The sequence below is a fragment of the Micromonospora sp. A200 genome (genome assembly GCF_029893845.1).
In the GTDB taxonomy this organism is placed as follows: Bacteria; Actinomycetota; Actinomycetes; order Mycobacteriales; family Micromonosporaceae; genus Micromonospora; species Micromonospora purpureochromogenes.
Genome location: NZ_JARXXY010000027.1, coordinates 67,463 through 81,657 on the forward strand (window position 1 = coordinate 67,463; position 14,195 = coordinate 81,657).

Here is a 14,195-nt window from a genome sequence, read left to right on the forward strand (position 1 = left end):
GAGACGTTCATCTGACAGAACCGCCACCCGCCATGCGAGCGTGACTCCGCAAGGCTGAAACCCCTCGAGTAAGCGTCGAACGACGCACAATTCCTTGCCTCTTCGAATCGGGCCCCAGATATTCATCGTCTTTTCGCAGACCCGACGCTCCAACTCTTGCAACGCCGCCTCGATCGACCCCGGCACCAGGTCAAATGCCCGACATTCCGCCACGCCCGCCGACGACGGAACGAGGGGTCCTGATGCTTGAGTTCGTGCTGTCCTGCGAGTGCAACCCGGAGTGCACCGAAACGATGTGCCCGTGCGGCTGCTAGAGCGTGTCCTGCCGATCTTGTAGCGGTGGGCCGATGGACCCGTCTCTCAAGGGGAATCCGCAGGAAGCAGCTGCGCGCCTGGCGCCGGCGGGGACACTTCACCGTCGATCATCAGGAACAGATTCCGGGTCGCCGGATCCTCCCCGACCCGAACCGCGGCGATCGGTACCTCGGCGACACCGTCCACCAGCCGCGCCGGTTCCCCGTCTCGGATCTCACCGTCGAGGCGGCCCAGTAGCCGCAGACCCACACCGTCCGCCCGGGCCTCGACCACCTCGAACCGCCATCGCGGCACCGTTCGGCCCGCCGCTCGCGGCCGGTACTCCCGGCTACCCGACCGACTTCGAGCGAACCTGGCCCCGAACGCCAGGTCGACCTCCCGCAACTGGTTCAGCGAGGTGTCCTGCAGGTGCCGCAGCGCGTGCCGGGCCAGACACATCCGTACTCCGTGCCGGAGCACCCACATCCCAGCGCCCCACCCCTCCGCCGGATCCACGAGATCACTGACGAGCGTGTCGACGTTGCCCGTCGCACCTACGGACCGCAATGCCGCCGCAACGACCGTACGGGCATCAGTCGGCACCACTGCATCGCCCGTGAACGGCAACGCCAGCAACAGGCGCTGCTCGCGGGTCAGCACGGGATCGGGCATGTCCGCCAGCGCCCACAGTTCTTCCCAGCACAACCCCGGCCCGTAGAACTCGCCCAGCCCGGCGATCCGGACAGCCGACTCGCCGAGATCCGAAGTGACCAGCACGTCGAGCCCGCCGTCGTCGGGCATGTTGCGATTGACGATGCGTAACCACCGCCACCACTTCCCGTGCGCCGGTGTCAGCCGCACCGACAACACCGGCCACTGTGTCCGGTCCAGCAGCGTCCGCTCCATGTCGGAACGTGCGGACTCGGGCACGTCGAACGCCGCCGACGTGTCATATACCGTCCCGCCCATGTAGGCCAGGTACACCGGCCAGAACCCGGGCCGCTCAAGCAGCACAGTGCCGTCGACCAGCCGCGCGCCGTCCGGCAGCTCGTACCCTTGGATCGCCAACTCCCCGTCGAACATGGCCGCCATCCTGGCAGAAGGATCCATGCAGCGGGGCGCGACGGTAGCGACGCCGATTGGCGGCCCATCCTGGTCACTCGATCGACTCAGCCCGTCATCGAAGTACGCGATGTGGCGGTCGGTGCTTATCTCATCAACGGTCGGACCCAAGCTGGCCGAAGCGCACGAGACCCCTACCGACCTTGCTCAACAGAGTCGCGATCGTCACCTGCGACTTACCGGAGCAAGCCGCCGCACAACCACAGCTCCGGGGGAACAGCAGCACCACGATGATGCGGGCGTCGCGGGCGCCGCGACCAGCAGGCGGTGCAGGGCCGGTGCGCGTGGCTCCCAAAGGGCCGCCCATAGGGTGGTGGTGCCGTGATACTCACCTTCACCACGACCCCTGAGCGGCTGGAGGCCATCGTTGCCCTCAATCCATGATTTCGCTACCTGGGAGCCGCTGCTGAGGCTCTTGCGGGCGGGGAACGCGGAGGGCCTCGCCGTACCCGGCGGCTACCTGGCGGGACAGATCGGTCACGGTGCGTGGAGTCTGCCGCTGCCGCCGCGGCTCCCGCCGCCCGGTCGAGCCTTCCAGGTCGAGGACATGCAGGACGAGGTCGACGCGGTGGAGCGGGGGCAGAGCGCGCTGGCCGACATCGGTCTCGACAGCATCTCGTTCGTGGTGGAGATGTCGGCGACCGGGCGAACTGTGCTCTACCTGCTCACTTTCGGGCCGGCCGTAGAGGCCGGCATCGGGCCGTACCCGGGTTCGCTCCTCCTGGTCGAGGGCGCCGTCCCAGAGCCCTGGCGCCGCTCTCCCAATCTGGTGCCCGGGGCGGTGCCGGCCCCGTCAGTGCATCCCGCGTTGCTGGAGCAGACGCTCCGCGACCGGATCCCCGGCGCCACCGGCGCTACCGAGGCGGAGATCGTTGCTGCGGAAGCGCGCCTCGGCGTGGCGCTGCCCGACGAGCTCAAGGCGCTCTACCGGGTGACGCGGGGGCGGTGGCAGGACTGGGGTGACGACTACGCGGCAGCGGAGCGCGTCGCGCGTGCGGTCGGCTGCGAACTCTTCCCGCTCGACGAGCTGTGCATCGCCGATGCGCCATCCCGTCCGTGCCCGTGGCGGTTCGCGGCAACAGAGGCCGTCGTCACCCCGCCCGACGCCGCGGTGCAGCAGGTGGTCGGCTCGCCCGGCTGGATCGCCTTCGGCGACAACGGCGGCGGCGACCGGATCGCAGTCGACCTGACACCGGGCCCGCACGGACACGTGGGGCAGATCATCATGCTCGACCACGAGCGGAACATCGGCGCCAGCCTGCTCGCCGACTCCCTCACCGACCTGGTAATGCATCGACGCAGCAACTGGCACGCCAGCCACCGCGAGGACCAGCCGTTGGCCGTGGCCAGGGTCAACATCCGAAGCCTGACAAGCGTCCAGGCCGCCGCCCATCCCAGGCTGCAGGTCCTGAGCATCGGCGTCTGGGACGGTGAGCCGCTCAGCCTCAGCCCCATCACCGGGCTGCCCCGCCTGCGGACGCTCACCGCCTACCCCGGCACGCTCGCCGACCCCTTGGAGATCGCCAAGCTGAACGGACTGGAGTATTTGGAACTCGGGCCGGAGGAGTGGCACGTCCTCCTCGATGCCGGCGCCGTCCCGCGCAGCCTGTCTGCGGCGGCCATCGAGGCGCACGGCAACCGACACCCACTCCCGATCGTGGCCATCGCCAACAAACTCCTCGCCCTCTGGGACCGCCCCCCGATCACCCAGACCATCCTCGAACACCAACTCGACCCCGAAAGGTGATCAACGGTAAGCCCGAGCCGTGCCGCCGGGGCCATGGCTACCGTCTCCGGTCCGCCGGGACTGGTCGATCAACCACGACGGCGTGCCACAGGATCCGGAAAGGACCCTGTGGCACAGCGGCGTGGGTTGGCGTCCCGTCAGGCGGCGTCGAGGGCCTTGGTGATCTTGCGGATCATGTCGGCCACGATTGGGCTGGGCTGGCCGTGGTGGGTGGCGGATTCGATCGCGGTGATGACGGTGCTGCGGAAGTTCTCGGCCTCTTCCGGAGCCTGCTCCTTCAGCAGGCTCATCGCCGCCGTCAAGGCTGGCAGCACGCGGTCGGCGATCTCGGCCACGGACTTGCCGTTCAGTTCCTTGCTCTTGGGATACTCGGCGAGCACGTGCCCGACCAGGCCGGTGGCCGAGCCCAGCGCGATGCTGCCGTTGGTGGCGATCTTGTGGGGTGAGCCGCCGACGGCGCCGGCGGCGGACAGCAGCGTGACGGTGCCGTACGCGGCGATCCGCAGCGTGTTCTTGTCCTGGTCGGAAAGGGTGATGGACATGGAAGCGCTGTCTTGAATCTGATTTCACACGAACGGACGGATGGGGAATTCGGGTCCTACTGGTGCCCGGGGTAGGCGACCGCGCTGGCGTCCAGCACCACGGCCGGTCCGCCGGTGCCCGACCGATGCGCGAAAGTGCGGCGGCCGTCGATTTCCGGTGGCCCTCCGGGCGGAGGCGTGAGCTGAGCTGAGGAAGCCCTGTCTTCTGTCATGCATCCACCATCGGCGCCAGACCTGACAGAGTCCTGCCACCGCCCTGACAAGACGCTGCTGCGAGGCGATGTAGGAGGGCGGAAGGAGGAGCGGACCAAACTGCGGCCCGAGCTGACCAGCTTCGTCGGCAGGGACACTGATGTCGCCGCGGTCCGCGAACTCGCCGAATATCGGCTCACCACCCTGATCGGGCCGGGCGGCTCGGGGAAGACCAGGCTGGCCACGGAAACGGCGCGCATTCTGCTCGGCGACCTGCCGGACGGGCCTGGCTGGTGGAACTCGCACCCATCGGCGCCGACGGTGACGTGGCGCAGTCGACGCTCGCCGGGCTCGGCCTGCGGGATGCCCTCCTCGGCGAGGCACCGGGCGCGGAGCCGACGGACCGGCTCATCGCCGCGATCCGCGAGCGCGAGGCGCTGCTGATCCTGGACAAACTGCGAGCACGTGATCGAGTCGGCGGCGATCACGGACCAGGTAGCCGGCGGCCATGGCGGACCTGGTCGCCGCAACGCGCCGTTACGACCAGCAGCACAGCCTCAGGCTCGACACCGCGGCCCCGCACGACGGGCAGATGTCCGCGCGAGGTTGCGACGACCGCCGCGACATTGGCTTTGCGCGTGCGCTCCGATTTCGCGGGCCGGCCCTTTCGGGCCACTGTTCGAGACGGTCTGCGATCGCGGGCTCGGTCTGGACGCAAGCGGTCTCGCAGGTAGGCCTCACCGACTACGGGCAGGTGGTGGAGTCACTCAATGGCGCGCCGACGAGCACGGGCGGGCAGTTCTCCGCTGCCCGCCCACGTCGCACCGTCAGAGTCGGTCGAGCACCGTGAACGGGTCAGCGCCGTCGCCGCAGTCGACGGCCGCGATCCGGCGCCGCAGCGTGAATGTCTCGCCCGGTGCGAGGGTCACCGGCCGCTGGCTCATCACCCAGTTGTAGGCGGCGTACGCGACGAAGCTTGTGTCCTCGTAGAGCAGTCCGTAGGTCTGCCGGTCCGAGCCGGTCATCCCGATCCAGGGCGCGGTGGGCGGGTAGTCGGCCGGGGTGCCACTGGTGATGGTGCCGTGCCCCGGGACGCCGCTGCGTTGGCCGGCGCCGTCGTGGTCGAGCGCGTCGCCGGTCCAGAAGGTGCGCGGCGCCGTGCCGAGGTTGGTGAAGACGCTCTCCGCCGTCACCCATGGTTCGTTCGGTCGGATGGTGTAGGTCGTGACGACCCGCAGGTCGGGCACGGCGGTGCTGGCGCCCGTGGCTCGTACGGTCGCCGCCGACCCGCTGGCGGAGAGCACCTCCACGGCGGTGGACCGGACGCTGCGCTGCTGCCAGGCGTTGCCGCCGCGGGGCTGCGTCGCCGAGGCGTACGGCAGGTTGATCCAGTCGAGCTGGTCGAGGTGTCCGACCGCAGCCAGGTCCAGTGGCTTGCCGACGGTGACTCCGGACAGTTGCGGGTCGTCGGTGCCGGCCGAGACGGCCAGCGCCATCAGGTCGTTGCCGAGCACCAGGTCGGCCGTGCCGGCCTGGGACTGGGGTCCGGGGATCGTCCGACCGGTGCCGGCCCTGGTCGCGGCCCGGTGCAGCGGCAGGTCGAGCTTTGTCGGCGCGCCTTCGACGACAGTCACGGGATGGCTGACCGGCTGGTAGCCGACCCCGTTCACGGCGACGGTGTACCTGCCGGGCGGGGCGAAGGCGAGCACCTCGCCCGACGGGTCCGTGGTGCTCGCCACCGACTGGATGCCGTCGGTAGCGGTGACCGTCACCTGCACGTTGGGCAGGGCCGCGCCCGTGGCCGCGTCGGTGACCCGGGCGATGATGCCGTCGCCGGCGTCAATCCGGTGCGCTCCCGGTGCGCCGTCGCGCACCTCGAACGCGGCGATGGTGTAGGCCGGCGAGGCGGCGTCTCGGGCGTTCAACACGATGCGCAGGTCGGTCCGCCAGCGCTGCTCGGTGACGTCGCAGATCACGTAACCGCGATAGCTGCCGTTGTAGAACTTGACGTGCGGGTTGGCCGCGAGGCCGGCCCGGACGTCGGCGTCCCACCCGGCGCCGGAGGAGATCGACGTGCCGACGAACTCGGTGGCGACCGTCTTCGAGCCCGGGTCGGTGAAGTCGGTCTTCAGGTCGTTGACCCAGTGGGTGTGCCAGTCCCCGCTGAGGACGATGGGATTCGAGACCTGCTGCGTGGCGATGAAGTCGAGGATGCGGGACCGCGCCGGCGGATACCCGTCCCACTGGTCCAGGTTGACGATCTGCCCGGGCCCGAGGTCGTAGTCGAAGGCGGCCATGATGGTCTGCTGGGCGATGACGTTCCAGCGTGCCTGCGACCGGCTCAGCCCGTCGAGCAGCCAACGCTCCTGCTCTGGGCCGGTCATGGTGCGGGTCGGATCGAAGACCTCGCCGGTCGGTTCCTTACGCCCGTCCCCCAGCGCCTGGTCGCTGCGGTACTGCCGGGTGTCGAGCACGCTGAACTGGGCCAGCCGGCCGAAGGTGACCCGGCGGTACATGAGCATGTCAGGCCCGGTGGGGCGCTGCTCGGGGCGCAGCGGCAGGTGCTCGTAGTAGGCCTGGTAGCCGTTGGCGCGTCGCTCGAGGAAGGGCCGGCCGTCGGCTGGGCCGGGCGGAATGGAGCCTGCGTAGTTGTTCTGCACCTCGTGGTCGTCCCAGATCAGGACGAACGGGAACCGGGCGTGGGCGGCGCGCAGGTCCGGGGAGGTCTTGTAGAGCGCGTGCAGCCGGCGGAACTCGGTGAGGCTGCCGTTGGTGGTCTCATAGATGTAGTCGCCGAGGTGGACGACGAAGTCGAGGTCCTGTGCGGCCAGGTCCCGGTAGGCCGGGTAGGGACCGCCGACCCAGGACTGGCAGGAGACGAAGGCGAACCGCATGTGGTCGGCCTTGGCGCCGGGCGGCGGCATGGTCCGGGTACGCCCGGTGCGGCTGTACACCTCGTTGGCGCGGAAGCGGTACCAGTACCAGCGGTCGGGGGCCAGGTCGCCCACGACCACGTGCACGGTGTGCGCCGACCCCGGGGCCGCCGTCACCTCACCCGACTGGACCACGTGACGGAACTGCGGGTCGCGGGCCACCTCCCAGGCGACCTGAACGGGATACGCCGGCATCCCGCCGTCGACCGCGTTCAGTGGATCCGGCGCCAGCCGCGTCCACAGCACGACGCTCTCGTGGTCCGGCTCACCGGACGCGACCCCGAGGGTGAACGGCGCCGGGTCCAGTTCGTCCGCGTACGCCGCAGGAAGCTCCGCGACCAGTTGGCTCACGGCAACCATGCCGGCGGTACCACCCGCGAGGGCCAGAAACCGTCGCCGGCTGATGGAGGATGCGTCCGCCACTGCCACACCTGCTTTGATCGAGACGAAGTAGTCCCGACAGCGTCGACAGTCCGACCGCCCGACTCCTGAAGATCATGTGAAGGACAGCGGTCCGGCGAGTGAGAATTCCGCTCAGGTAGCAGGCGCAAGCAGACGAGGCGCAGGTTGAGGGCCCCGGACAAGCCTGCACGCCGATGTCTCACGGACGAGTTCCGGCGTGACGCAGCCGCACTACCCGGACAGCGCCGTCAATCGCGTCCGGTCGCTCACCGTCGGGGACGCCGGCGGCGGCCGGACGGACGAGCGGTTCGTGGTTACCATGCGGACGTGTCCGATGACACCAGGCAAGGAACCGAGGCGGACCCGACAAGCCAGCGGTTCGTGGTCTGCGGGGACGGTGCGCTGGCCCGCCGTCTGGTCACCGAGCTGGTGGACCGCTACGGTGTCGCCGTCACGGTGGTTCTTTCCTCGTTGACCGACAATCACGCGCCGGACATCGCCGAATTCGGACCGGAGACCGGAGCGGCGGGACTCCGCCCGGAGATCATCGTGGCGCGTCGGCTGACCGGTGAGGTGCTCGACCGGGCCGGCGTCCGGGACGCCGCCGCCGTGGCGCTCGTCAGCGGCGACGACGTCACCAACGTGGACGCCGCCATGGTCGTCCGGGAGCTGGCCCCGGAGGTACGGCTCGTGGTTCGGCTGTTCAACCCGGTGCTCGGCGAGGGCGTGGCCGCGATGCTCGGGGACTGCGCGGTGCTGTCCGGGTCGGAGATCGCCGCGCCGGCGTTCGTCGCCGCCGCGCTCGGCGATGACGCGCCGACGTACCTGCGGCTGCCCGACGACGAACTGGTGCGTACCGCGATGCGGGCAGCTCTCGATCCGACCAGCGCCGATGTCGTCTGCGGCCTGGCCGACACGAACGGTCCGGAGCCGGTCGTCCTCCCGGCGGACCAGGCGGCTGCCGACCTGGTCCTCGTCCGGGCCTACGGCCGGCGGCGGCCGGCCCGCCGCGGCGGCGGCGGCCGCGCGTGCTGCGGGCCGTCGCGCTGGTGTTCAGCCGCAACCTGCGGCTGGCACTGGCCGGGACGGTCGGATTGTTCACCGTCGCAACTGCGTTGCTCGCGTACACCCGTGGCCTGAATCCCGCCGAGGCCGGCTACCTGACGCTGCTCACCGCGCTGGGCGGCGCCGAGGCCGATCCGACCGCCTCGCTGACCGAGAAGGTGACCGCGGTGGTGCTGATGATCGCCGGGGTGGCGCTGCTGCCCACGGTCACCGCCCTGATGGTGGACTCGCTGGTACGTGCCCGTCTGGCGGTGGCTGCCGGCGGGCTCACCGACCCGATCGACGACCATGTGGTCCTGGTGGGTCTGGGCAACATCGGCACCAGGGTGATGGAGGAGCTGCACTCGTTCGGGATTCCGGTGGTCGCGGTCGACCGGACCGACTCAGCCCGCGGCATCGCGGTCGCCCGCGGACTGGGTCTGCCCGTGATCGTCGGGGACGCGACCCGTCCGGAGACGCTGCGCGCCGCCTCGGTGCAGACCTGCCGGGCGCTGGTGGTGCTGACCTCCGACGATGTCACGAACCTGGAGACCGCTCTGTCGGGGCGGTCCGCGCACGAGGCGCACCACGCGGCGTCGGCGGCATCCGGGGCGCCACTGCGGGTCGTGCTACGACTCTTCGACGACGGCTTCGCGGAGCGGGTCCAACGTACCTTCGGCATCAACCAGTCGCGCAGCGTGTCCTACCTCGCGGCCCCGGCGTTCGCGGCCGCCATGATGGGTCGCGAGGTCATCGACACCATCTCGGTCGGCCGCCGGGTGCTGCTGGTGGCCGACCTTCCGGTGGGCGCCGGGTCCGAACTCGAAGGCCGGTACTGCCACGAGGTCACGCGGGCCGGTGCGGTGCGTGTGCTCGCGATGCGGACCGGCCGGGCCGGACAGACGATCTGGTCGCTGCCGGAGCGCCGGCCGCTGGTCCGCACCGACCGGCTGATCGTGGTGGCCACGCGCGCCGGGCTCGCCGCGCTGCTTCCCCGGACGGTACCCACCCCTGACGCTCCCCCGCTGGCCGACGTGGCGCCGATGCGGCTGCTGGCCCCCGCGCCACGTCCCACCGCACAGGCGTGACCGCTTCCTGATCCGCTCACCAGCGACGGCCGCGTCTCCACGCACCGCCACAACGGCCGGCGGATCGCCTACAACGGCCACCGACTGCAGTTCCGTACCGGCGACGCGCCCCGCCAACGCCCATCGGCACCCGGCCGGTCGTCGCACGGTCGACGGCCAGCGACACCCGCTCTGAGCACCGAACCCCTCGACCGACGTACCAAGCGGCTACAGCGAGCCGCAGTCCGCGCCGTTGCGTCTCGAAACGCGCCCGCCATGCCGCCGAGTCCGCGGTCAGATCGGGGCCGGGTGCGGTGACAGTAGCCGGAACAGGGGTGCCGCCGACGGGCTGGGCGCTCGATACGACGACGAGAAGGCCGCCGGTAGATCGGTCACAGCGTTCTCGCCGAAGCCGTCGAGGCGGTTACGGACGTCGGCCAGCTCGTCGGCGATCTCTGCGAGCGGCGTGTCGGGTAGTGCCGCGGCCCGGGCGGCTACCTGGGCGAGGGCCAGCGGCAGTCGCCCACAGCGGGCGATGATCTCATCGACCGCGGCCGGCTCCGCGGCGATCCGCTCGGCGCCCAACCGCCGGACCAGGCACTCCCGCGCCTCGTCGCGCGGCGGCAGGTCCACCGGCAACGGATGAGCGCGGCCGGTGGCGATCAGGCCGGTGAGCCGGTTACGGCTGGTCACGATGGCCAGGCAGCCGGGGGTGCCGGGCAGCAGGTGTCGCACCTGCTCGAAGTCTCGGCAGTTGTCGAGCACGATCAGGACCCGCCGCCCGGCGAGGATGCTGCGGTAGAGCCCGGCCAGCGCGTGCAGTTCGGTCGGCACGGCTTCCTGCGGTACGCCGAGCGAGCTCAGAAATCCACGCAGTGCCTCGACGGGGCTCATCGCGCAATCCTGGGCGGCGAAGCCGCGCAGGTCGGCGTAGAGCTGCCCGTCCGGGTACGTGGCGGCGAGACGGTGTCCCAGACGGATCGCGAGTGTGGTCTTGCCGACGCCCGGCATCCCGTCGATGGCCAGCGCCACGGTGGGCCGCCCGTGCCGCCGGTCCTCCTCAAGCAGCGCCTGTGCACGGGCCAGGACGTCCGTCCGGCCGCTGAAGAACGGGTGGTCCGGCGGCAGCTGAGCCGGGGTCGGCGGTGGGTTCACCGGCCCGATCGCTTCCTCGCTGTCGGCGGGCGAGTGGGCGAGCTGGCTGGCGGCGACTGTTCCGAGCGGTGGCGGCGCGCAGCCCCACCATTCGGCCGAGGTGCGCTGGTGCAGCAGGCGGTCGTAGGCATCGAGCAGCTCCGGGCTAGGGTCGATGCCGAGCTCATCGCCGAGCCGCCGGCGGACCTCCTGGAAGGTTTCCAGGGCCTCGGCCTGCCGGCCGTCGGCGGCCAGCGCGAGGACGAGGCGGGCCTGTAGCGCCTCATCGAGCGGGTTCTGCCCGGCCGCCCGGCGCAGCGCCGGAATCACCAGGCGCACCTGACCGCTACGCAGGGCAGTGTCCGCAGCGTCCCGGACGACCTGCGAGCACTCGGCGTCGATCGCGGCGAAGGCCGGATGGACGCGCGAGTCCGGGTCCAGGCCCACCGCGCAGGAACCGCGCCACAGCGCCAGCGCCTCGGTGTAGAGCCGTACCGCCGGGCCGGGCTCGGTCGCCTGCCGGGCCTGGGCCACCAGGCGACGGAAGCGCAGCAGATCGAGCGAGTCCTCGTCGACCCGCAGTTGGTATCCCGCCGCATGCCGGATGAGGTAGGCACCGACGGCACGCACCGGCAGATCGGGCTCGATAAGCCTCCGAAGGGTGCCGATGTAGCGATGGACGACGTTGACGGCGCTCGTCGGCGGATCCTGATTCCAGATGGTGTCGACCAGATCGGAAAGGCCGACCACCGATCCGCCGTGGGCCAGCAGCAGGGCGAGCACCAGCCGCTGCTGACGGCCACCGAGTTCGAGATCTGCGTCACCGCGCCGGGCTCCGGCCGGGCCCAGGATGGTGAACCGTACTGCCGATGTCGACTCAGTCATGACCCGCCTTGGTTGTCCGCCCCCGGTCCCCGGGGCGGACCAGCTCCTACACATATCCAACCAGCGGCGTCAGGCCGGAACCAGGCAGAAGTAACGCAGAAACAGATCTGCGTGCGGGTGTGCTCAGGCGTTGAGGGCTGCCAGCTCGATCCTGCAGGCGGCGCTGTTGGATCCACCAGCGCACCGTCGTGCCGTCCCGCTCGAAGGGCCTGTGCAGATTGTCGGCGGTCATCGGCGGCCGGTCAGGCTACGCGTTGTGCCAGTAGTGCGCAGGCGTCGTCACGGCCGGCACAGAAGTCGAGTCGGCGTGTCCAGGAAGCCCACATATGTCTCACAGCGGTAGCCACGTGGATCGGCGAGCCGACCGGACCGACCGGTGCCGACCGGCTCGATATAGACCAGCTGCATGTGCTCCTCGAGCTCTGGCGTCCGCAGATAGTCCCAGTTCACGCCGGGGCCGCCGGGATACACGACACACACCGGGCCGCGGCCGGCGACATGAAAGCACTGATCGATCCCGTCCACCGTCACGGTGTGTGTGCCTTGCGCCAGTCCGTCGCCCACGTGCTCCTCGTTCCCTCTCGCTGCCCGGATGTTGCGGCCATGCCAGGCGCAACTAGGGCTATCTGAGCCACGACTTCATCCCAGGGTGATGCAACAGAGAGCCGGTGAAGAGTTCTCTTCCCCTTCGGTGACCCCACGCTAAGAGGCCGGAGTGCGGCTCCAGTGATGTTCGAGTGTGGTCCGACCGGAGCCGGTCGGATCAGCGTCCCCCGACCCGGGCAGCGAACCGAGACGGCGACGCGGGTGGCGGACGAATCTCCCGCCACCCGCTACCTACAGCCCCCGCGTGGTGCGGTGGACCGACGGATGTCAGGCCCTCTCGCGAGCTGCCCGCTCGATGAACTCGGCGGTCATTTCCGGCTGCGACACGAACACCGCGTGCGACGCGTCGACGCTCTTGATGACCCCGTTGGCGCGTTCGGCCCCGAAGCGCTGCATCGCCGGCGGGATGGTCACGTCGCCCTTAGCGATGAGGTGGTAGCTGGGAATGGTGCGCCAGGCCGGCTCACCCGCCCCTTCGTCCAGCCCCGCCGCTGCGCCCGGCCGCTGCGACGCAGCCATGAGGGCGGCCTTGCGGGCCGGAACGTCCGCAGCGAACTGCTTGTGGAACAGCTTCTGATCGATGTAGAGCTCCACGCTGCCGTCCGGCAGCGCGACCGGCCGCAGCGTCTCCGGCAGCGTGCTGCCCTCGAACTTGAACGCCAGTTCGTTGGCGCTTTCGCCCTTGTCGGGAGCGAACCCGGCGATGTAGACCAGCGCCTTGACGTTGGGGTTGCCGGTAGCCGCGGTCGAGATGACGCTACCGCCGTAGGAGTGCCCGACCAGGATGATCGGACCGTCGATCGACTCCAGCAGGCCCTTGACGTGCGCGGCGTCGTATGTAACACCGCGCAGCGGGTTAGGGGCGGCAACGACCGGGTAGCCGTCGTCCAGCAGCTCGCGGGTCACCCCGTCCCAGCCACCGGAGTCGGCGAACAAGCCGTGTACCAGCACGACCGTCGGCTTCGCGCCGCGATCGGGGGTGGCCTGCGCGGCGCCCGGGCCGACCGCCATGACGGCCCCTGCGGTCAGCAGCGTCGCCGCGGCGACGCCGACGGCCCCGAATCTCTTCTTCAGTGACATGTGCCTCTCCTACCTGTGGGTGAACCGCACCGCGCGTCGAGAGTGCGGAAGTTCGAGTTGGTCCGGTGGTGGTTGGTTCAGGAGCTCGCGGTGCCGAGGGCCTGCCGCAGCACCGCGATCGCCTGCGCGGTGGCCGCCTTGGCGGCGTGGGTGTCCTTCAGCGGGTTCAGCATCATGAAGTCGTGGCAGATGCCGTCGTAGCGCACCGTCGTGACCGGCACCCCGGCGGCGCGCAGCTTGGCCGCGTAGGCCTCACCCTCGTCGCGCAGCACGTCGGCCTCGTCCACGATCAGAAACGCCGGCGGCAGGCCCTGAAGATCCTCCAGCGACGCCCGCAACGGCGACGCCGTGATCTCCGAGCGCACCGAGCGGCCCGGGGCGTAGCAGTCCCAGAACCACGCCATTCCCTTCGCCGTCAGGAACGGCCCGTCCGCGAACTCGGTGTAGCTGTCGGTGTCCTGCCCGGCATCGGTGACCGGGTAGTACATCGACTGGTGCACGAACCTGACGTCGCCGCGCTGCTTGGCCAGGATCGTCGTCGCGGCGGTCATGTTGCCGCCCACCGAGTCCCCCGCGATCGCCAGCCGCGACGCGTCCAGGCCGTACGACGCCCCGTCGGACACGATCCACCGCGCCGCCGCGTAGACCTGCTCGATCGCCACCGGGTAGTGCGCGTCCGGGGAGGGCGTGTACTCCACGAACACCACCGCCGCGCCGGCTCCCACCGAGATTTCCCGCACCAGCCGGTCATGCGTGCCGGCGTTACCCAACACCCAGCCGCCACCGTGCACGTACAGCACCACCGGGAGCGCACCCGTAACGCCCTGCGGCCGCACGACCCGCACCCGCACGTCACCGACCGCGGCTGCGACGGTCACCCACTGCTCGTCGACCGCCGGCGCCTCGACCGGGGCGGCCTGCACGTCGTCGAGGACCTTGCGCGCCTCGGCCGGGGAAAGCTCATAGATGAACGGCGGCTTTGACGTGGCCTCGGCGAACTCCTGCGCGGCCGGTTCGAGTACAACGTCGGGCATAACATGCCTCCTGAGTCGGGGTCGTCCCTGTGCTCAGGAACGCTAAGGAGGCCGAGTGCAGAAGCAGTGGCGAACGAGTGAGTGCGCGCGGTCACTGGCTTACCTGAGTAGGT

The 14,195-nt window shown here is 70.3% G+C and carries 10 protein-coding genes; 3 read left to right on the forward strand and 7 right to left on the reverse strand.

What is annotated here, in order from left to right; all coding sequences use genetic code 11:
• Positions 1–360 precede the first annotated feature (360 nt).
• The gene (locus tag M2302_RS23990) at positions 361–1,377 is read right to left on the reverse strand and encodes a hypothetical protein (protein ID WP_280840094.1); all 1,017 of its coding nucleotides are present in this window, start codon (positions 1,375–1,377) and stop codon (positions 361–363) included.
• Positions 1,378–1,963: 586 nt separating this feature from the next.
• On the opposite strand from M2302_RS23990, the gene M2302_RS23995 reads away from it, so the two are divergent.
• Positions 1,964–3,163, forward strand: coding sequence for an SMI1/KNR4 family protein (locus M2302_RS23995; RefSeq protein WP_280840095.1), 1,200 nt, complete (start codon positions 1,964–1,966; stop codon positions 3,161–3,163).
• 137 nt (positions 3,164–3,300) lie between these two features.
• Here M2302_RS23995 and M2302_RS24000 read toward each other — a convergent pair whose 3' ends face one another.
• Both M2302_RS24000 and M2302_RS24005 read right to left on the reverse strand, forming a co-directional pair.
• The gene (locus M2302_RS24000; RefSeq protein ID WP_280840096.1) at positions 3,301–3,705 is read right to left on the reverse strand and encodes a hypothetical protein; all 405 of its coding nucleotides are present in this window, start codon (positions 3,703–3,705) and stop codon (positions 3,301–3,303) included.
• A gap of 1,019 nt (positions 3,706–4,724) precedes the next feature.
• Positions 4,725–7,190: an alkaline phosphatase D family protein gene (locus M2302_RS24005; protein ID WP_280840097.1), complete on the reverse strand. Its 2,466-nt coding sequence runs from the start codon at positions 7,188–7,190 to the stop codon at positions 4,725–4,727.
• 369 nt (positions 7,191–7,559) lie between these two features.
• Between M2302_RS24005 and M2302_RS24010 the strand changes: the two genes are divergently transcribed.
• Both M2302_RS24010 and M2302_RS24015 read left to right on the forward strand, forming a co-directional pair.
• Positions 7,560–8,372 (forward strand): NAD-binding protein, encoded by an 813-nt coding sequence (locus tag M2302_RS24010; protein ID WP_280840098.1) that lies wholly within the window; start codon positions 7,560–7,562, stop codon positions 8,370–8,372.
• A complete protein-coding gene (locus M2302_RS24015; RefSeq protein WP_280840099.1) occupies positions 8,261–9,364 on the forward strand; it encodes an NAD-binding protein in 1,104 nt (367 codons plus the stop codon). Before M2302_RS24010 ends, M2302_RS24015 begins: the two co-directional genes overlap by 112 nt.
• Before the next feature lie 273 nt (positions 9,365–9,637).
• Here the strand turns inward: M2302_RS24015 and M2302_RS24020 are convergent, their stop codons facing one another.
• The 4 genes from M2302_RS24020 to M2302_RS24035 all read right to left on the reverse strand — a co-directional run bounded on the left by M2302_RS24020 (position 9,638) and on the right by M2302_RS24035 (position 14,082).
• Entirely contained in the window at positions 9,638–11,362 is a 1,725-nt protein-coding gene (locus M2302_RS24020) for an AfsR/SARP family transcriptional regulator (RefSeq protein ID WP_280840100.1), read from the reverse strand.
• Between the two features lie 279 nt (positions 11,363–11,641).
• Entirely contained in the window at positions 11,642–11,926 is a 285-nt protein-coding gene (locus M2302_RS24025; RefSeq protein WP_280840101.1) for a hypothetical protein, read from the reverse strand.
• Positions 11,927–12,235: 309 nt separating this feature from the next.
• Positions 12,236–13,048, reverse strand: a complete 813-nt coding sequence (locus tag M2302_RS24030; protein WP_280840102.1) for an alpha/beta hydrolase — start codon at positions 13,046–13,048, stop codon at positions 12,236–12,238.
• A 77-nt stretch (positions 13,049–13,125) separates the two neighbouring features.
• Positions 13,126–14,082 (reverse strand): alpha/beta hydrolase, encoded by a 957-nt coding sequence (locus tag M2302_RS24035; RefSeq protein WP_280840103.1) that lies wholly within the window; start codon positions 14,080–14,082, stop codon positions 13,126–13,128.
• Positions 14,083–14,195 lie beyond the last annotated feature (113 nt).